The organism is Tsuneonella flava (assembly GCF_002870965.1).
Lineage (GTDB): Bacteria > Pseudomonadota > Alphaproteobacteria > Sphingomonadales > Sphingomonadaceae > Tsuneonella > Tsuneonella flava.
On the sequence record NZ_PHSO01000010.1, the window covers coordinates 1 to 18,517 of the forward strand.

Consider the following 18,517-nt stretch of genomic DNA (forward strand, 5'->3'; position numbering starts at 1 on the left):
CCGCCTTTCCAAGGGTGGTTTGACTTGAGATGGAAGCCATTTGGACGTCCCGAAGGGATTTGACCAAAATGGCCCATCGCGGCGTCAAAAGGACTTGAAATATTGACATATTCCTGCGCCCTTTTTTCTTGCGCTGAGCCATTTTGCTTCAAACCTCAATGGTGCCGGTAATGGGTCCTGAGCCTAAGCTGCGTCGGGCCATGAAGCCTCCGATGGTACAACGCCGAAAGCCTGCCTTCGCCCGCGTATCCGCATCTATGGCGGCGCTGCTGCCGCTCGCGCTGGCATCGGCTCCGGCGGCAGCGCAAAGCCACGCTGTGGTTCAGCCATTGCCCCCGGCGGCGACCGGCGACCTGACCGACGCGCTCGCCCGGCTGGCGCGTAATGGCAGCGATTTCAACGCGCTGATAGATGCGGGCAATGCATCGCTGGAACTGGACGATATCGACGCGGCGGTCGGTTTCTTCGGCCGGGCCGATGAATTGCGTCCCGGCGATGCGCGGGTGAAGGCGGGGCTGGCGACAGCCGCTCTTCGTTCGGACCGCCCGCTCGATGCGATTACCCAGTTCGATCAGGCGGTTTCCGCCGGGGTCGATCCCGTTTCGGTGGCGAGCGACCGTGGACTGGCTTACGATCTGGTGGGCGATAACGCCTCGGCGCAGGCGCAGTATCGTTTGGCTCTCTCGCGCCGGGCCGACGATGACACGATCCGCCGCCTTGCGCTGAGCCTGGCCATATCGGGCGATAAGGACGGGTTCGAGAAAACCCTGCTGCCCTTGCTGCAAAAGCGCGATTTCGGGGCCTATCGCGTGCGCGCGATGGGTCTGGCGATCCTTGGTCGGAAGGACGAGGCGACTTCGATTGCAGAGGCGGTGATGCCGCGCGATCTGGCGGCGCAAATGCTGCCCTATCTCGATTATATGCCACGCCTCACGCGGGCGCAGCAGGCAGCGGCCGCCAATCTGGGCAAGTTTCCCCGAGCGGCGCAGATCGGTCGCGACGATCCGCGCTTCGCGCAGTATTCGCCCCCGGCCAGCCAGCCGAAAGTGGCAAGTGCAGGTTCGGTTGATTCGCGGCTAACACCCACCGGGCAGCCGTTGGGTCCGCGCAGCAAGACGGACCAGCCGGCCAGCAAGGCAGTGCAGCCGAGCAAACCAACTCCGGCAGAGGCGCGGCGTCTGGCGCGGGAACAGGACCGTGGCATTCGCCGGTCCCGACCATCGCTGGAGGGGGCAACGATGAAACGCGCGGCTCCTCCGCCACCGACATCAACCCCGCCGTCACCGCCACCAGCCTCGACGCCTCAGGCTTCGGGTTCGGTGGAGCTGCCGCCGGTATCGGGCAACCCGAAGCCGGGCTTCGATCTGGCGACAGTGGCAAGCCAGCCTGCCAGCCAGCTCGATAACGTGCGACAGGCGCAAGCGCAGACTCCGTCGCCCGCCCCGGTCACGATCACACCTGCGCCGCGCAATGCGACCCCGGTGTCGGACGCTCCGGCAGTACAGCCTTTCACTGCCTCGACTCCGCCACCGCCTCCGTCGCCGCCATTGGCGCTGCCGCAGGAATCGCGCCCGATCGTGCAGCCTACTCCGCCACCACCGCCCCCACCGCCGCCATCCGTGGCCGATGCATTTGCGGAACTGACTTTGCCGCAGGCGCCCTCGCAGGCGGCAGCGGGCGCGGTCGATATCACGGCGATCAAGATCAAACGTGAACTGCCACCGCCTCCGCCACCGCCCCCCGCGCCGCCACCTCCACCGCCGCCTCCACCAGAGCCGAGCCGCATCTGGGTGCAGGTCGCGACTGGCAAGGACTTGAAAGCATTGGCATTCGACTGGCGCCGGTTTGGCAAGAAAGCGCCCAAGGTTTTGGCCAAACGCGATGCCTTTACTGTGGAGTGGGGACAATCGCGGCGCCTGGTCACCGGCCCGTTTTCTTCGAACAAAGAGGCCGATGCGGCCATTGCCGATCTCAAGGCTTTGGGGATCGACAGTTTCCGCTTCACCAGCGAAAAGGGCGAGAAGGTTTCTCCGCTCAAGTAGCTGCGATCGGACTCTTCCACCGGTTTTGCACAAGCTATGAACAGGGTTGTCGAGTTCTCCCCAGCATCCGCATCGGTCGCGATTGCGGGAAATGGGGCGGATCGGCCACCTATGGCGTCATGAAGTCGCCAAGAAAAATCATACGATGAGAGCCGTCCGGGAAACCTTCCGTGCAGATGATGACGCGGCACCGATCGATATGCTCGCTGCATTGTTCGATGCCCGCCAATGGCCGCACGAAATCATCTCCCCCGATGAAATTTCGGGCGAAATTCAGGGAAGCTGGGCCAATTATCAGGTGCGCGCGATCTGGCGCACGGCAGATAACGTACTGCAATTGCTGTGCCTGCCCGATATCCGCGTGGCGGAAGGGAAGCGTAAACCGGCGTATGAATTGCTGGCGCTGGTCAACGAACAGCTCTGGTTGGGGCACTTCGATGTCTGGTCGCAAGGCGGGATGCTGGTCTATCGTCACGGGCTGTTGCTGGGCGACGAAGGACTGCTGAGCCTGAGCCAGGCGCAGGGCCTGATCGAAAACGCTGTCGACGAATGCGACCGGTTCTATCCGGCATTCCAGTTCGTGCTGTGGGGCGACAAGTCGCCGCGCGATGCGCTCGACAGCGCGATGGTCGATGCTGCCGGAGAGGCGTGAACCGGCCTGCTGAGCAGGTGAGATCGGGCTGGCGGGGGTAGCCGTGGGGGCGCGCGGCTCCTACATGGCCGCCATGACTCACTTCCAAAACATTCTCATCGTCGGGTTCGGTAACATGGCCGGGGCGATGGTCGAAGGCTGGCTGGCCGCAGGTGTGCCCGCCGCGACTTTCACGATCTATCACCCCACGCGCACCGAAGCGCCCGCGGGGATGGCGATCATCAACGACTGGCCCGATGGCGAGCCGTTCGATGCCGTGATCGTGGGTGTAAAGCCGCAGAAACTGGGCGATGTCGCGGATGGTCTGGAACGGGTTGTCGGGCCGGGCACTGTGGTCATTTCGATTCTGGCGGGGGTCGAGCTGGACAGTCTGGCGCGCCGGTTCCCGCGTGCGGGCGGCGTTGTGCGCCTGATGCCGAACCTCGCGGTGGCGCTGCGTAAATCGCCCAATGCGCTGATCGCTCAGGGTCTGGACGATGCCGCGCGCCAAACGGTGACGGACATGGCTGCCATGCTGGGCAGTGCCGAATGGCTGACGGAAGAGGCGCAGTTCGATCTGGTGACGGCACTGGCCGGATCGGGGCCGGGGTTCGTCTATCGGTTCATCGATGCGCTGGCGGCGGGGGCGACGCGCCTCGGCCTCGAACACGAACAGGCGCAGCGGCTGGCGGTACAGATGGTCGAAGGGGCCGCGGCGCTCGCCGCGCAATCGCCCGATTCGCCAGCGGACCTTGCGCGGCGTGTCGCCAGCCCCGGCGGGATGACGCAAAAGGGGCTCGACGTGCTCGACGAAGACGATGCGCTGGCCCGGCTGTTAACCGAAACGCTCCGCGCCGCGCGCGACAGAGGGCGGGAGATGGCGGCGGCCGCCCGCGACGAAGGTTAATGCGGGTTTGTCGATTCTCGACCGGTTTTCCTTGAAAAATGCACGCCAACCATCGATATTTGCCTTGAAGCCCGTTCATCTGTGCGACGGGCCAGAGGAGATGGTTTAAAATGGCCAATTGGAATGAACCTCGCACGACGCAGTCGGGCTTCGGCTCGGTCCCGCGCGCCGGTGGCGCGGTCGTTTTCGACGAGGGCCTTCGTCGGCATATGCTGTCGATCTACAACTATATGACTTCGGGCGTGCTGCTGACCGGTATCGTCGCGTTGCTGACGGCGAATTCGGGCCTTGCCCTGACTTTCGCAACCGGCCCTATGCGCTGGATCGTGGCGCTGGCGCCGCTGGCCATCGTGTTTGCGATGAGCTTTGGCGCGAACAAGTTCAGCAAGACTACGCTTCAGGCGATGTACTGGGGCTTTGCGTTCCTGATGGGGCTGTCGCTGTCGACGATCTTCCTGATCTACACAGGCGGGTCGATCGCTGTCACATTCTTCGCGACCGCAGCAGCCTTCGCAGGGCTTAGCCTGTGGGGTTACACGACCGACAAGGATCTGAGCGCGATGGGCAAATTCCTGCTCATGGGCGTGATCGGCCTGGTCGTGGCGAGTGTGATCAACATGTTCGTCGGCTCTGCCCCGCTGATGTATGCCATCAGCTTCATCGGTGTGCTGATTTTCGCAGGCCTCACGGCTTACGATACGCAGAAGCTGAAGGAGCAGTATGCACAGCTTCGCGGCACCGAATGGGCTGGCAAGGCGATCGTTCTCGGCGCGTTGACGCTGTACCTCGACTTCATCAACATGTTCCTGTTCCTGCTCCGTTTCATGGGCAACAGCCGGAGCTGAGGCGGACTCGTTTCGCCGCAAAGATGATTCGATTCATCGTGCCCGGGGCGCTCACTGCGCCTCGGGCATTTTAATTGTGGCGATTGAAGGTTACAGTTACCGCTTAATCCACCCGCAATGCTGCGGGTGCTATAGATTTGATGCGGGCAGAGGAGGGCCGCGCCGCATGTTTCAGTTTTCCACTTCACGCATTCGCATGATGGCAGTGGCCACGGGGCTTGCTGTTCTCGGGGCTTGTGCGACACCGCCGCCTCCGCCGCCGCCGCCACCCCCGCCACCGCCACCGCCGCCCAAGGTTATTCCGCCGCGCCCGACGCCTCCGCTCGGTGCCAGCTTGAATATGACCATTCCGCCGGTTGGTTTCGACGGGAAGCGGCGCACGGTAAATTATGGGATCAGTACAGCGCAGACGGTGTGGAATATGCGCTCCGCCCTTAACGTTGCGGCGTTGAACTGCCTCGAACCGGAATACCAGCCTGTGCTGGACGCCTACAAGGCGCTGCTCTCCACCGACAGTCGCGTGCTGCGGAAGACCAACGATGCGCTGATGAAGGAATATCGCGAGAAGTTCGGCAAGGAATATCGCGGCCATTTCGACACATATATGACGCAGGTCTATAACTTCTATTCGATGCCGCCTGCGCGCAAGAATTTCTGCGATGCGGCGCTGGCCGTATCGGCAGAGGCGATGACGGTCAGTTCAGCCGATCTGGAGGCATTTTCGCTAAGAACATTGCCGTTGCTCAATTCGGTGTTCGAAGATTTCTTCCGGTCTTACGAAGATTATCGCACCAATCTGGCCGCCTGGGATTCCGAATACGGTGTGCAGCCCGCGACCAGCACTCTGCTTGCGACCTATGGCAATGGCGCTGCGATCGATAATCCGATGAACGCCGGTATGACGAATGCTGCAACCGACACTGCCCAGGTTCCCGGCGTAGCCGCGTCTGAGACGGCTGCCCTCGCAACGCCGGTCACGCCTGCGCCGGTACCGGGCGCTGCGGCTGACGCAGAGGTGGCGACTTCGGCAAATGCTTCGGAAGAGACTGCCCTGCCGACGATCACGCTTCCGCCCGCGACGAATACGACCGCCACTCCGGTGCCGACGATCACGTTGCCGCAGACAACCCCGCCGGGGAACAGTTCGGGCGCGGAGGGCTGAGCGAGCGGATTTGACCTTTGCAGGGCGCGCCGCTTTCGCTAAGGGGCGCGCTCTTCGGCATAGACCCGATGCATCCGTCGGGCGCTGTGTGACAGAGGAACTGGAACGGGGCCGTAGCTCAGATGGGAGAGCGCGTCGTTCGCAATGACGAGGTCAGGGGTTCGATCCCCCTCGGCTCCACCAGTTCGTCTTTGCTTTCCGTACACGCAATTGAGTATGCGATTTCCTCGCACCTTCGGTGCTAAGGGCCGCGTTTGCTGTCCATTGATGCGCCATCCGGTGTTTGAGGCTATAGACCAACCATGCATTTTCTCGATCAGGCCAAGATTTATCTCCGATCCGGCGCGGGTGGGCCGGGTGCGGTCAGTTTCCGGCGCGAAAAGTACATCGAATATGGCGGGCCGGATGGCGGCAACGGCGGGCGCGGCGGCGATGTCGTGTTCGAAGCGGTCGCGGGGCTGAACACGCTGATCGATTTCCGTTATTCGCAGCATTTCAAGGCGCAGCGCGGCGCCCACGGTATGGGTAAGGACCGCACCGGCGCCAGCGCGCCCGATCTGGTGATACAGGTGCCGGTCGGTACGCAGGTTCTGTCCGAAGACCGCGAAGACGTGATCGCTGACTTTACCGAAGTGGGCCAGCGCCTCGTCATCCTCGAAGGCGGGATGGGCGGGCGTGGCAACGCCAGTTACAAGACCAGCACCAACCGTGCCCCGCGTCAGCATCAGCCGGGGGAACCGGCGCAGGAAATGTGGGTCTGGCTGCGGCTGAAGCTGCTGGCCGATGTCGGACTGGTCGGTCTGCCCAATGCAGGCAAGAGCACGTTCATCAATCAGGTGTCGAACGCGCAGGCGAAGGTCGGCCATTATGCGTTCACCACGCTGGTGCCGAAGCTGGGCGTGGTGCGGCACAAGGGGCGCGAATTCGTGCTGGCGGACATCCCCGGCCTGATCGAAGGGGCTGCGGATGGAGCGGGGATCGGCGACCGGTTTCTTGGCCATATCGAGCGCTGCCGCGCGTTGATCCATCTGGTTGATATCTCTGGCGAAGACCCGGCAGAAGCGATGCAGACCGTCGTCGCGGAACTGGAGGCATATGGCGAAGGGCTGGAGGATAAGCCGCGCCTGATCGTGCTGAACAAGGTCGATCTGGCCGATGCCGAACTGGTGGAAGGTTTCGCCGCCGAACTGCGCGCCGCCGGGGCGGACAAGGTGTTTGCGATCTCCGGCGCCACCGGTCAGGGCGTGAGCGAACTGATGGATGCGTTGCTGGCCTATCTCCCCGAACGCACCGCGACCGAGACCAAAGGTGTCGAGCTCGAACGGAACGACGATGAGGAGGGCGACGGCCTGCCAGATTGGTCCCCAATCTGAGGTACTTCGTCTGACCGGGTGACGCGCGCGCGATCCTTCGCTACATGCCCGCGCATGACTGTTTCCACTCTTTCCGATCTGTTCGATCCCGTCGCCTGCCCCCGTCTCGTCATCAAGGTGGGGTCCGCCCTGCTTGTCGGCAAAGACGGTTCGGTGCGACGCGAATGGCTGGAGAGCCTCGTGGAGGAAATCGCCACGGCCCGCTCCAATGGGCAGCAGGTGGCTGTCGTCAGCTCCGGCGCGATTGCGCTGGGCGCGGCGCGGCTGGGTCTGGAAAAGGGTGGCCGCGCCAGTCTGGCCGACGCGCAGGCGGCGGCTGCGGTGGGCCAGATCGAGCTTTCCGGCCTGTGGGCCGAACTGCTGGGGCAGAACGACATTGCCGCGGCCCAGATGCTGGTTACGCTGGACGATCTGGAGGATCGGCGGCGGTATCTCAACGCTTCGGCAACGCTGGTCCACCTGCTCGAATGCGGCGCAGTGCCAGTGGTGAACGAGAACGACTCGGTGGCCACATGGGGCATTCGTTTCGGGGATAACGACCGTCTCGGCGCGCGTGTGGCACAGGCGGCGCAGGCCGATGCCATCGTGTTGCTGAGCGATGTGGACGGCTTGTACGACCGTAATCCCAAGGAAGAGGGGGCGCAGCTTATCCCTCTGATCCAGAAGGTCGATGCGCGCATCCGGGCGATGGCCGATGGCGGTTCGGCATCGGGCATGGGCTCTGGCGGGATGACCTCGAAGATCCAGGCGGCAGAGATTGCCACTCGCGCCGGGATCGCGCTGGCCATCATCAACGGCCTGCACGAACAGCCGCTGTCGTGCGCGCTCCATTCGGATCGCGCCAGCGTGTTCGCGCCCCGCCGCAACGATGCCGGGCGCAAGGCGTGGCTGGGTGGCCGTATCGCGATCAAGGGCACGCTGACGGTGGACGATGGGGCGAAGGCCGCGCTGGGCAAAGGCGCCAGCTTGCTGGCCGCCGGGGTCACCAATGTCGATGGCGCGTTCAAGCGGGGTGACGTGGTCACGATCGCCTCCGCCGATGGAGTGCCTGTCGCGCAGGGTCTGGCCGAATACGATGCCGACGAATCGCGCAAGATCGCGGGCCACAAGGGTGCAGAGCAGGCCGAGCTGCTCGGCTATACCCCCCGCGCGGCGGTGGTTCACCGCGATCACATGGTTCTGCTGTGACCCAGCCGCCGCTCGTCGCGCTGACTGGCGGGACTGGCTTTGTCGGACAGGCGACACGCGAAGCCCTCGCTGCCAGAGGGGTGCGGGTCCGCGCGCTGGCGCGCTCGATCCCGGCGGAACGGGGCGATATCGAATGGGTGCAGGGCGGGCTGAGCGACAATGAGGCGCTGGCGCGGCTGGTCGCGGGGGTCGATGCGGTGGTCCATGTCGCCGGGCTGACCAATGCGCCCGATACCGCCGCGTTCGAGGTGGCCAATGTCGATGGCACACGCAACTTGCTGGCGGCAGCGGAGCAAGCCGGGGTGGCGCGCTTCGTCTGCGTATCGTCGCTGTCTGCGCGCGAGCCGCAGCTCTCGGCATACGGCGCATCGAAGGAGCGCGCCGAACGGCTGGTGATGGAAAGCGACCGCGACTGGACCGTCGTGCGCCCCCCGGCGGTGTATGGCCCGCGCGATCGCGACATGTTCGAACTGTTCCGTATGGCGAAGCTGGGCATCGTCCCGGTGCCGCCGCCGGGGCACGTTTCGCTGATCCATGTGGACGATCTCGCGGCATTGCTGGCGGCGCTGATCCCCGGCGGCGAAGCAGTGAGCGGCAAGCTGTTCGAACCCGACGATGGGCATCCGGGCGGGCTGACGCATGTGGAAATGGCGCTGCTGATCGGTGAAGCAGTGGGCAAGCGGCCGCTGGTGCTGTCGTTGCCGAAAGCGATCCTGTTGCTCGGTGCGCGGATCGACCGGCTGGTGCGCGGCACGGGTGCGCGGCTGACGCCTGACAGGGTAGGGTATATGACACACCCCGACTGGGTGGCGCGGCCCGCGTTCCATGTCCCCCCATCGGTGTGGCGACCGCATATCCCGACTGCCGACGGACTGGCGGCGACCGCCCGCTGGTATCGCGCGCAAGGCTGGCTCTGACAGACTGAAAGCCTGCCTTTTTCGCGGCACTGCCCGGCGAGACATGGACCACATGTTACACTGTCCTGATCCAAAAAAGTCCTCTGCCGGATTGCGAGGAAAATCGCCCGTGTTTCAGAGGTATGGTTGGCAGGAAAGCGTCGCATTGGCCGTGAAATGCCCGATCGCACCGATGTAGGACTGCGGCAATCGCGGGGAGGGCGATCGCGCACCTTATCCGCCCGCCAGTGCGGACCCAACCGCATCGTCACCCCGGCCTCAGCGCCGGGGGCCAGCTTCCTGTGGCGCGGGGCGAGGAGAGCAGCGGGGCCCCGGATCAGGTCCGGGGCGACGGTGCATGGGGTTGCGGGTGTATGGCGCTGTCATCGTGGAGTGGTGCGGAGGCATGGCGTGCAGTGCTCGTGGGGCAGGTGGGTGCGGAGCTACCCGCTCGCCAGATCGCCGCACCTCATCCGCCTGTCAGAGCGCGCCAAGTTGCATCGTCACCCCGGCCCCTGAGCAGGGGGCCAGCTTCCTGTGGCGCGGGGCGAGGAGAACAGCGGGGCCCCGGATCAAGTCCGGGGCGACGGTGTGGTTTGTTGCGGGCGTGTGGTGCTGTGGAGGCGGATTGTCACGGTCGCGCGGGACGGCGGTTGGTGGTGGCGTGGCAGGTGGGTGCGGCGAAGCGAAGCGCACTCGCCAGATCGCCGTGTCTTATCCGCCTGCCAGAACCGACCAACCCCCACCGTCACCCCGGCCCCCGAGCCGGGGTCCAGCTTCCTGTGGCACAGCACGAAAAGAACAGCGCTTCCCCCCAACACACGGACGACAGGCGGTAACTACCCCGCGCGCAGTTCTTCCGCCAGCAATCGGAATTCGTCCCCGCGCGGAGAGTTCTTGCGCCAGATCAGTGCGATTTCGCGGCCCGGTGTCTTGCCCTTCAGCGGGCGGGCGACGACTTCGGTGTCGCGCAGGATGCCCGCGTCGATGGCCATTTCGGGCAACATCGTCAGGCCGAGCCCGTTATCGACCATTTGCACCAGAGTATGCAGGCTGGTGCCGATCATCGTCGCGCTGGCGCGCAATTCGGGGCGGTTGCAGGCGGCCAGCGCGTGGTCTTTCAGGCAGTGCCCATCCTCCAGCATCAGCAGGCGGCCTTCGTCGATCATCGATGGCGGCACCTGATCGGGCGGATCGCGCGGATCGTTTTTGGGGAAGGCCACGAACAGTCGGTCGGTGGCGATATGCGCGCTTTCGATTTCGCCGGTGGCGAAGGGGAGGGCCATCAGCACGCAATCGGCGCGCCCGTGATGCAGGCTTTCCAGCGCATGATCGGTGGTCTCTTCACGCAGGAACAGCTTGAGACCGGGGCGATCCTTCCGCAGGCGCGGCAGGATGCGCGGCAGCATGAACGGCGCAATCGTGGGGATCACGCTTATGCGGAGTTCGCCCGATAACGGCTTGCCACTGGCCAGCACCAGATCGCTCAGCTCCTCCGCTTCGCGCAGCAGGCGGTGCGCCTTGGCCACAACCCGTTCGCCCAGCGGCGTGAACCGAACCACGCGCCGACTGCGCTCGACCAAAGTGACACCCAGCAACGATTCCAGCTCGCGAATCCCGGCGGACAGAGTCGATTGCGAAACGAAGCTGGCCTCCGCCGCGTGGCCGAAATGGCCATGTTCGTGCAGCGCGACGAGGTACTGAAGCTGCTTGATCGTAGGGAGGTATGTGGACATCGCTCCCTCTCTACCCTGTCACCCTGCGTTGGCCAACCGGCATACGGTGAAGGGTGAGGAGGGGCGGATTATTCTGCCGCCAGTGCCTCGTCACCCGCTGCGTCACCCGCTGCATCATCCACGTCGCTGGCGGTTTCGGTGCTGTCGGTCTCGCTGGTCCGATCGCCCGGTTCCACATCGTCGATATGGGTCATCTTGAGACGCCCGTTCTCTACTGCGAACGCCAGCTTGCCTTCGACCAGATCGAGCGCATCGCGCCCGAACACTTCGTATCGCCAGCCTTTCAGGATCGGCAGATCGCGGATACCGGCGGCGAGGGCCTCCATCTCGTCGCTGCGGGTCAGCAGGCGGCTGGCCACGTCGATTTCGCGGCTGCGGATCTTGAGTAGCAGCTTGAGCAGGTCGGCCACCAGCGCGCCTTCCTTGCCCAGCGGGGCGCCGCGCTTGGGCTTGTCGGGCATCTCGTCTTTGCCGAGCGGTTCGGCCGCTTCGAGCACTTTCATCAGGCGTTTGCCTATATCGTTGTCTTTCCACGCATTTGACAGGCCGCGCACTTTGACGAGATCGGCCTGTTTCTTGGGCGGATGGCTGGCGAGATCGGCCAGCGTTTCATCGCGCATGATCCGCCCGCGCGGGATATTCTTGTGCTGCGCCTCCCCTTCGCGCCAGGCGGCGAGATCTTTCAGACGGCCAAGCACGGCGGCATTACGGCTGGGCGCGCGAATGCGTTGCCATGCCTTGCCGGGATCGTTGGCGTAGTTCGACGGATCGGCCAGTTTGTCCATTTCCGCGTCGAGCCACGATCCGCGCTCTGTTTTTATAAGTTTTTTCAGTATCTTGGGGAATATTTTTGAAAGATGTGTCACGTCCCCGATGGCATATTCGATCTGCCGTTCGGTCAACGGGCGGCGGCTCCAGTCGGTGAAGCGCGCGCCCTTGTCGATAGTGAGGCCAAGCCATGCTTCCACCAGATTGGCATAGCCGATCTGTTCGGACTGGCTGATCGCCATCATCGCGATCTGGGTATCGAAAATCGGGTGCGGGGTCTTGCCGGTGAGGTTGTAGATGATTTCCACATCCTGCCCCCCGGCGTGGAAGATCTTCAGCACGTCTTCGTTGTCGCACATCAGATCGAGCAGCGGTTGCAGATCGATCCCTTCGGCCAGCGGATCGATCGCCGCTGCCTCTTCGGTATTGGCGATCTGCACCAGGCACAGTTCGGGCCAATAGGTGTTCTCGCGCATGAATTCGGTATCGACGGTAACGAAATCGCTTTGCGCCAGCCTTTCGCACAGATCGGCGAGGGCTTCGGTAGTGGTAATCAGGTCATGTATTTTCATCTGTCTTCATTTCATGGTTCGGGCGGAGTGCCACCCACCGGACAGAGTGTGCCTTGACAAAAGCCCGCCCTTGCCCTGTTAGCGCGCGCGTTTCCTGCTAAAGGAGCGCGAACCCGCGCAATACGCGCGAGGCACCTAGCGCCATAGCCCCGAAATTGGAAAGTTTTTAGATGCACGCCTATCGTACCCACAACTGCGCGGCCCTGTCGAAGGGCAATGTTGGCGAAACCGTCCGCCTTTCGGGCTGGGTCCATCGCAAGCGCGATCATGGCGGGGTGCTGTTCGTGGACCTGCGCGATCACTATGGCCTGACGCAGATCGTTGCCGACGAAGACAGCCCCGCGCTGCCGATTCTCGACGGGCTGCGGCTGGAATCGGTCGTCACTATCGATGGCGAAGTGAAGGCGCGCGCCGAAGGTACGGTCAATCCCAACCTGCCGACCGGCGAAATCGAAGTGTTCGCCCGCGCCGTAACGGTGCAGAGCACGGCAGACGAACTGCCGCTGATCGTCAATTCGGCGGAAGATTATCCCGAAGAAACCCGTCTGAAATACCGTTTCGTCGATCTGCGGCGCGAACGGGTGCACAACAACATCGTGCTGCGTTCCAACGTGATCGCCAGCTTGCGCCGCCGGATGATCGATCAGGGCTTCACCGAATTCCAGACCCCGATCCTCGCGGCCTCCAGCCCCGAAGGCGCGCGCGACTATATCGTGCCCAGCCGCCTGCATCCCGGCACGTTCTACGCGCTGCCGCAGGCGCCGCAGATGTTCAAACAGTTGCTGATGGTGGCCGGGTTCGACCGCTATTTCCAGATCGCCCCCTGTTTCCGCGACGAAGACCTGCGTGCCGACCGCAGCCCGGAATTCTACCAGCTCGATTTCGAAATGAGCTTCGTCACCCAGGAAGACGTGTTCAATGCCATTGAACCGGTGCTGGCCGGGGTGTTCGAGGAATTTTCGGGCGGCAAGAGCGTGACGCCGGCAGGCAGCTTCCCGCGTATCCCCTATGCCGAAGCGATGCTGAAATATGGCAGCGACAAGCCCGATCTGCGTAACCCGCTGATTATTTCGGACGTATCCGATCACTTCCAGCAGTCGGGCTTTGGCCTGTTCGAGAAGATTGTCGGCACCGGCGGCGTGGTCCGCGCGATCCCGGCGCCGGGCACGCACGAGAAGAGCCGTAAGTTCTTCGACGATATGAATGACTGGGCGCGCAAGGAAGGGTTCGCGGGCCTCGGCTATGTCACGCGCAAGGGTGGCGAATTCGGCGGCCCGATTGCCAAGAACCACGGACCCGACAACATGGCGAAGATCTACGCCGAGCTGGGGCTGGGCGAGAACGACGGCCTGTTCTTCGCCGCTGGCAAGCAGGGCGACGCGGTCAAGCTGGCCGGTGCCGCGCGCACCCGTGTGGGCGAAGAACTGGGCTTGATCCCCGACGATCGCTTCGAATTCTGCTGGATCGTCGATTTCCCGATGTTCGAATACGACGAAGAGGCGAAGAAGATCGATTTTAGCCACAACCCGTTCTCGATGCCGCAGGGCGAGATGGAGGCGCTGGAAACGCAGGATCCGCTCGATATCAAGGCGTGGCAGTACGACATCGTCTGCAACGGATATGAACTGTCGAGCGGGGCGATCCGTAACCACCGCCCGGATATCATGTACAAGGCGTTCGAACTGGCCGGGTACACCCGCGAAGATGTGGACAGCAATTTCTCCGGCATGATCGAAGCGTTCAAGCTCGGCGCACCGCCGCACGGTGGCTCCGCACCGGGGATCGACCGGATCGTGATGCTGCTGGCCGACGAGCCGAATATCCGCGAAGTCATCGCCTTCCCGCTCAACCAGCGGGCGCAGGATCTGATGATGGGCGCGCCCAGCGCGGTATCCGCTCGCCAGTTGCGCGATGTGCATATCCGCACGATCGAACCGCCGAAGCAGGAAAAGCCAGCCACAGAGGATTGATTACCCACCTCCCGTACGGGGGTTATCTGTCCGGTTTGACTTATTCCGTCGCATCATTATTTGCGGCACGGGATCTTTAAATACCGGCAGGTGATATGGATCCTTTCATTCGATTTGGCATGGCGCTTTCCATTGGTGTTGCAGCCCCCGCTGCAGCGGAGACTTTGACTGTGCCTGTGGGCCGTCCGGCTGTCAGCGACGCGGTTGCTGCGCTCGATACGATTTCTATCCAGCAGTTCGGCGGCCGCGACGGTGCCGCAGCGGCTGTCGCGATTGAAGATGCGTTACGCGCGGCGGGGCCAGATGGGCGGCCCTGGTTGCGCGTTGTGCCCGCGGGGGTGAAAGCGGACGTGAAAGGTGGGCTTTACGGTTCGGTCGAAAGCGACATCAAGATCAGTTCGAGATATCAGAAAACGAAAGAGGAATGCCGCGACAGAGATAAGGACGGCAATTGCACGGCGAAAGAAACGCGCAAAATCGATTGCAAGTATGAGCAGTTGACGTTGCGCCCGACACTTCGCCTGACCGATGCAGCCGGCGCGTTGCTCTATTCCGACGAAAAGGCGATGACGGACACCCGGCAATCCTGCGCCGACGGTGTTCAGCCCGATTGGTCGCGCGTCCGGCGTAAGCTGGTTGCCGAGCTGGTAGAGCGCACTGTCGCAGCACTTACTCCGGCCCTGATGCGGCAGAATATCCGTGTGATGGAAAACCGCCGGGGTCTGGATAAAACCGCCGCAACGGCGTTCAAGGATGCCCTGCGCCTGACCAAGCGCGATCAGGAGGGGGCATGCCGTGTCTGGCGCACGATGGGGGCCGATTCCGGCAATCAGCCGTCTGTCGCGTTCAACATCGGTCTGTGTGCCGAACACGATGGCGATCTGGAGACCGCCCGCAGACAGTATGAACGAGTGGCAAATATGACGGCGGGGCGCGGTGAAGCCAACGAAGGTCTGCGGCGTATCGACGATACGATTCGGGCGAACCGGCAATTCGCCGCCCGCACAGGGGGATGACCGCTGGTGCAATAACTACAATTTGGCAGTGGAATGAATACCTACGCGGCACTTGCCAGCCCGCCGCCCGTTGATTAGGGCGAAACCCAACCATACACCCCAAGTTCGAAGAGGGACCATTATGAGCGATACCGCCGACCGCGTGCAGAAAATTGTCGTCGAACATCTCGGCGTCGAAGCCGACAAGGTCACCCAGGACGCCAGCTTCATTGACGATCTCGGTGCCGACAGCCTCGACATCGTTGAACTGGTCATGGCTTTCGAAGAAGAATTCGGGGTCGAAATCCCTGATGACGCTGCCGAAAAGATCACGACCGTCGGCGACGCGACCAAGTACATTGAAGAGCACAAGGGCTAAGGCCCTGCCCGCCGTGCTCGCCTGACGGCAAGTCGGCGGGGCATAAACAGGCTCGTCCCCGCCGCGGGGCCGGGCCTGTTGTATATATTGGAGAGCAGTATGCGTCGTGTCGTCGTTACCGGACTCGGCCTCGTCACCCCGCTGGGGGCGGACGTGGAAACTTCGTGGAAAAACCTCATCGCCGGGAAAAGCGGTGCAGGTACGATTACCCGGTTCGATACCGAAGGGCAGAAATGCACCATCGCGTGCGAAGTGAAGCCCAAGGATCACGAATTCGGCTTCGATCCTGACAAGCGCGTGGATCACAAGATCCAGCGTCAGGTCGATCCGTTCATCGTATACGGCATCGATGCCGCCGGTCAGGCGCTCGAAGATGCCGGGCTCACCGATATGGACGACGATCTGAAAACCCGCGCCGGTTGTTCGATCGGTTCCGGGATCGGCGGCCTGCCGGGGATCGAGATCGAATCGGTCAACCTGCACGAACGCGGCCCCGGCCGGGTCAGCCCGCATTTCGTGCATGGGCGTCTCATCAACCTGATCAGCGGGCAGGTTTCGATCAAATACGGCCTGATGGGGCCGAACCATGCGGTCGTCACCGCCTGCTCTACCGGCGCGCACTCGATTGGCGATGCCGCGCGGATGATCAAGGATGGCGATGCCGACGTAATGCTGGCGGGCGGTGCGGAAAGCACGATCAACCCGCTGGGTGTGGCCGGTTTCGCTCAGGCACGCGCGCTGAATACGAGCATGAACGATCGCCCGACAGAGGCCAGTCGCCCCTATGATAAGGGCCGCGATGGCTTTGTGATGGGCGAAGGTGCCGGCGTTGTCGTTCTGGAAGAATACGAACACGCCAAGGCGCGTGGTGCGAAGATCTATGCCGAAGTGGTCGGCTATGGTCTGTCGGGCGATGCCTATCACGTCACTGCACCGCATCCCGAAGGGAAGGGTGCCGAACTCGCCATGCGGATGGCACTCCGCAAGGCCGGAATGGAACCGGGCGACATCGATTACGTCAACGCGCACGGCACCAGCACGATGGCCGACACCATCGAACTGGCTGCAGTGAAGCGCGTTCTGGGCGACGATCTGAGCGGTGCATCGATGAGCAGCACGAAATCGGCCATCGGCCACCTGCTCGGCGGTGCCGGTGCGGTGGAGGCGGTGTTCTGCATCCTCGCCATGCGCGATCAGATCGTGCCGCCAACGCTGAACCTTGACGATCCCGACGAAGGGACCGAAGGCGTCGACCTGGTGCCTCACGTCGCGAAGAAGCGCGAAGTGAAGGCGGTGCTCAACAACAGCTTCGGGTTCGGCGGGACCAATGCCTCGCTGATCATGAAGAAGGTCGACTGACGTGAAGAAGCTGGTGCTGGCGGCGGCGCTCGTCGCGGCGCTGGCTTTCGCGTGGTTCGCCCACGGGTGGTACGGCGCAGCGAATGTGCCGAAAGACACTTCGTTCATCGTGCCCGATGGCGCCACGCTGACCAAAGTCGCACGCAAGCTGGAAGATAAAGGCCTGATCGCATCGGCCGACAGCTTCCTGCTGCGCGCCAAGGTGTTCGGCGGCAGCGATCCGGTGCAGGCGGGCGAATTCCTCGTTCCGGCCGGATCGAGCCCGTCGCAAATCCTCGACCAGTTTCAGCATGGCGAGGTGATTCAGCGGTTCGTCACTATCCCCGAAGGGATGCCCTCGGTTATGGTGTACGAACGCCTGATGGCCGAACCGCTGCTGACCGGCCCGATCCCGGTGCCGGAAGAGGGATCGGTCCTCCCCGATACTTATAACTTCGAACGCGGCGAACCGCGTACACGGGTGTTGGCGCGCATGCAGACCGCGATGAACGCGTTTCTGGCCGAAGCATGGTCGAAACGGGGCAAGAATATCGTTGTCAAAACGCCAGAAGAGGCGGTGACGCTCGCTGCAATCGTCGAAAAGGAAACCGGCGTCGCCAGCGAGCGCAAGCAAGTTGCCGGGCTATATTCCAACCGCGTGCGGGAAGGGATGCCGCTGCAAGCCGACCCGACGATTATCTATCCCATCACCAAGGGCAAGCCGCTGGGCCGCCGCATCCGCCAGAGCGAGATCGCAGCGGTCAACGGATACAACACCTATACCATGCGCGGGCTGCCCGTAGGGCCGATCACCAACCCCGGAAGGGAGAGCATCGAGGCAGTGCTCCACCCGGCGGACACCAGGGCGCTCTACATGGTTGCCAACGGCAAAGGCGGGCACTGGTTCGCGCAGACGCTGGCTGAGCATAACGCCAATGTACACAAGTGGTTCGCCATTCGCCGCGAGCGCGGGGAGATGGACTGATCGCGCCAAGGGGCAGCGACAGGGGCGGCGCGGCGATGTCGTTCGACCCGTCCGCGCCGGCTCCGCTGATCGTGACCGCGCAATTGCCGCAATGGCTGCAATCGCGGGCCGATCGGCTCCGCACCGCGCATTTCCCGCCGGAACGTAACCAGCTCAACGCCCACGTCACGCTGTTCCACGCGCTGCCGCCCAGTCTGGAAAGCGAACTGCGCGACGCCTTGGCGCAGGAGGCGAAGGCGGCCCCGCTCGCCGCACGCCTCGATGGATTGATGAACCTGGGGCGAGGCACCGCTCTGCGGCTGGAAAGCGCGGCGCTGCTGGCGCTGAGGGAAAGGCTGGCGGATCGCTTTTATGGCCTGCTGACGCCGCAGGACATGGCCGTGCCACGCCTGCACATCACCATCCAGAACAAGGTCAGCCCGCATCGTGCGCGGGCTTTGCAGGCCGAACTGGCGGGGGCGATAGAGCCGCGCCCATTCGCATTTACCGGGTTGGCGCTGCACCGATATCGGGGCGGACCGTGGGAGTTTGTAAAACAGTGGTCATTCCGCGGTTGACCGCGCGCGATCCCCGCCCTAAATGCGCCGCCTGCACGGCGCCAACAGACGCCGCAGTGCCCGATTGGGGCGGAGTAGCTCAGCCGGTTAGAGCAACGGAATCATAATCCGCGTGTCGGGGGTTCGAGTCCCTCCTCCGCTACCATTTCGCGAATCATCTCAAACCTCGCAAA

16 protein-coding genes and 2 tRNA genes are annotated in these 18,517 nt (G+C 63.3%); 16 read left to right on the top strand and 2 right to left on the bottom strand.

Annotated elements, in window-relative coordinates:
• The first annotated feature begins 212 nt into the window (after positions 1-212).
• From CV013_RS15960 to CV013_RS14125, 9 genes are all read left to right on the top strand, one after another.
• Positions 213-2,042 carry a tetratricopeptide repeat protein gene (locus CV013_RS15960; RefSeq protein ID WP_123640017.1) on the top strand — a complete coding sequence of 610 codons (1,830 nt, stop codon included), beginning with the start codon at positions 213-215 and terminating at the stop codon, positions 2,040-2,042.
• 145 nt (positions 2,043-2,187) lie between these two features.
• Entirely contained in the window at positions 2,188-2,694 is a 507-nt protein-coding gene (locus CV013_RS14085) for a type III secretion system chaperone family protein (RefSeq protein ID WP_102156418.1), read from the top strand.
• Positions 2,695-2,767: 73 nt separating this feature from the next.
• Positions 2,768-3,580, top strand: a complete 813-nt coding sequence (locus CV013_RS14090; protein WP_102156419.1) for a pyrroline-5-carboxylate reductase family protein — start codon at positions 2,768-2,770, stop codon at positions 3,578-3,580.
• Between the two features lie 110 nt (positions 3,581-3,690).
• Entirely contained in the window at positions 3,691-4,425 is a 735-nt protein-coding gene (locus tag CV013_RS14095; RefSeq protein WP_102156346.1) for a Bax inhibitor-1/YccA family protein, read from the top strand.
• A gap of 166 nt (positions 4,426-4,591) precedes the next feature.
• The gene (locus CV013_RS15755; protein ID WP_190276573.1) at positions 4,592-5,587 is read left to right on the top strand and encodes a RodZ family helix-turn-helix domain-containing protein; all 996 of its coding nucleotides are present in this window, start codon (positions 4,592-4,594) and stop codon (positions 5,585-5,587) included.
• Positions 5,588-5,694: 107 nt separating this feature from the next.
• Positions 5,695-5,770 (top strand) — tRNA-Ala (locus CV013_RS14110).
• Positions 5,771-5,889: 119 nt separating this feature from the next.
• Positions 5,890-6,960, top strand: coding sequence for a GTPase ObgE (obgE, locus tag CV013_RS14115; RefSeq protein WP_102156348.1), 1,071 nt, complete (start codon positions 5,890-5,892; stop codon positions 6,958-6,960).
• 54 nt (positions 6,961-7,014) lie between these two features.
• A complete protein-coding gene (gene proB / locus CV013_RS14120) occupies positions 7,015-8,148 on the top strand; it encodes a glutamate 5-kinase (protein WP_102156349.1) in 1,134 nt (377 codons plus the stop codon).
• On the top strand, positions 8,145-9,065 hold the full coding sequence (locus CV013_RS14125; protein WP_102156350.1) for an NAD-dependent epimerase/dehydratase family protein: 921 nt from the start codon (positions 8,145-8,147) through the stop codon (positions 9,063-9,065). The genes proB and CV013_RS14125 overlap by 4 nt, the downstream gene beginning before the upstream one ends.
• Before the next feature lie 818 nt (positions 9,066-9,883).
• Here the strand turns inward: CV013_RS14125 and CV013_RS14130 are convergent.
• Together CV013_RS14130 and rnd are read right to left on the bottom strand one after the other, a co-directional pair.
• Entirely contained in the window at positions 9,884-10,780 is an 897-nt protein-coding gene (locus CV013_RS14130; RefSeq protein WP_102156351.1) for a hydrogen peroxide-inducible genes activator, read from the bottom strand.
• 68 nt (positions 10,781-10,848) lie between these two features.
• Positions 10,849-12,120, bottom strand: coding sequence for a ribonuclease D (gene rnd / locus CV013_RS14135; protein ID WP_102156352.1), 1,272 nt, complete (start codon positions 12,118-12,120; stop codon positions 10,849-10,851).
• Positions 12,121-12,290: 170 nt separating this feature from the next.
• Here rnd and aspS point away from each other — a divergent pair, with 170 nt between their 5' ends.
• From aspS to CV013_RS14170, 7 genes are all read left to right on the top strand, one after another.
• The gene (aspS, locus tag CV013_RS14140) at positions 12,291-14,090 is read left to right on the top strand and encodes an aspartate--tRNA ligase (protein WP_102156353.1); all 1,800 of its coding nucleotides are present in this window, start codon (positions 12,291-12,293) and stop codon (positions 14,088-14,090) included.
• 95 nt (positions 14,091-14,185) lie between these two features.
• Positions 14,186-15,106, top strand: a complete 921-nt coding sequence (locus CV013_RS14145) for a hypothetical protein (RefSeq protein WP_102156354.1) — start codon at positions 14,186-14,188, stop codon at positions 15,104-15,106.
• Between the two features lie 121 nt (positions 15,107-15,227).
• Positions 15,228-15,464 carry an acyl carrier protein gene (locus tag CV013_RS14150; RefSeq protein WP_047805955.1) on the top strand — a complete coding sequence of 79 codons (237 nt, stop codon included), beginning with the start codon at positions 15,228-15,230 and terminating at the stop codon, positions 15,462-15,464.
• 99 nt (positions 15,465-15,563) lie between these two features.
• The gene (gene fabF, locus CV013_RS14155) at positions 15,564-16,823 is read left to right on the top strand and encodes a beta-ketoacyl-ACP synthase II (RefSeq protein ID WP_102156355.1); all 1,260 of its coding nucleotides are present in this window, start codon (positions 15,564-15,566) and stop codon (positions 16,821-16,823) included.
• Between the two features lies 1 nt (position 16,824).
• Entirely contained in the window at positions 16,825-17,787 is a 963-nt protein-coding gene (gene mltG / locus CV013_RS14160; protein WP_102156356.1) for an endolytic transglycosylase MltG, read from the top strand.
• A gap of 35 nt (positions 17,788-17,822) precedes the next feature.
• Positions 17,823-18,344 carry a 2'-5' RNA ligase family protein gene (locus tag CV013_RS14165; RefSeq protein WP_102156357.1) on the top strand — a complete coding sequence of 174 codons (522 nt, stop codon included), beginning with the start codon at positions 17,823-17,825 and terminating at the stop codon, positions 18,342-18,344.
• A gap of 68 nt (positions 18,345-18,412) precedes the next feature.
• A tRNA-Met gene (locus CV013_RS14170) sits at positions 18,413-18,489 on the top strand.
• The last annotated feature ends 28 nt before the right edge of the window (positions 18,490-18,517 follow it).

Excerpts from the sequence above, each read along its gene's own strand:
- obgE (WP_102156348.1), top strand. The coding sequence starts at position 5,890 with ATGCATTTTCTCGATCAGGCCAAGATTTATCTCCGATCCGGCGCGGGT.
- fabF (WP_102156355.1), top strand. The coding sequence starts at position 15,564 with ATGCGTCGTGTCGTCGTTACCGGACTCGGCCTCGTCACCCCGCTGGGG.
- CV013_RS15755 (WP_190276573.1), top strand. The coding sequence starts at position 4,592 with ATGTTTCAGTTTTCCACTTCACGCATTCGCATGATGGCAGTGGCCACG.
- CV013_RS14085 (WP_102156418.1), top strand. The coding sequence starts at position 2,188 with ATGAGAGCCGTCCGGGAAACCTTCCGTGCAGATGATGACGCGGCACCG.
- CV013_RS14090 (WP_102156419.1), top strand. The coding sequence starts at position 2,768 with ATGACTCACTTCCAAAACATTCTCATCGTCGGGTTCGGTAACATGGCC.
- CV013_RS15960 (WP_123640017.1), top strand. The coding sequence starts at position 213 with ATGGTACAACGCCGAAAGCCTGCCTTCGCCCGCGTATCCGCATCTATG.
- CV013_RS14130 (WP_102156351.1), bottom strand. The coding sequence starts at position 10,780 with ATGTCCACATACCTCCCTACGATCAAGCAGCTTCAGTACCTCGTCGCG.
- CV013_RS14095 (WP_102156346.1), top strand. The coding sequence starts at position 3,691 with ATGGCCAATTGGAATGAACCTCGCACGACGCAGTCGGGCTTCGGCTCG.
- CV013_RS14145 (WP_102156354.1), top strand. The coding sequence starts at position 14,186 with ATGGATCCTTTCATTCGATTTGGCATGGCGCTTTCCATTGGTGTTGCA.
- proB (WP_102156349.1), top strand. The coding sequence starts at position 7,015 with ATGACTGTTTCCACTCTTTCCGATCTGTTCGATCCCGTCGCCTGCCCC.
- aspS (WP_102156353.1), top strand. The coding sequence starts at position 12,291 with ATGCACGCCTATCGTACCCACAACTGCGCGGCCCTGTCGAAGGGCAAT.
- rnd (WP_102156352.1), bottom strand. The coding sequence starts at position 12,120 with ATGAAAATACATGACCTGATTACCACTACCGAAGCCCTCGCCGATCTG.
- CV013_RS14165 (WP_102156357.1), top strand. The coding sequence starts at position 17,823 with ATGTCGTTCGACCCGTCCGCGCCGGCTCCGCTGATCGTGACCGCGCAA.
- CV013_RS14150 (WP_047805955.1), top strand. The coding sequence starts at position 15,228 with ATGAGCGATACCGCCGACCGCGTGCAGAAAATTGTCGTCGAACATCTC.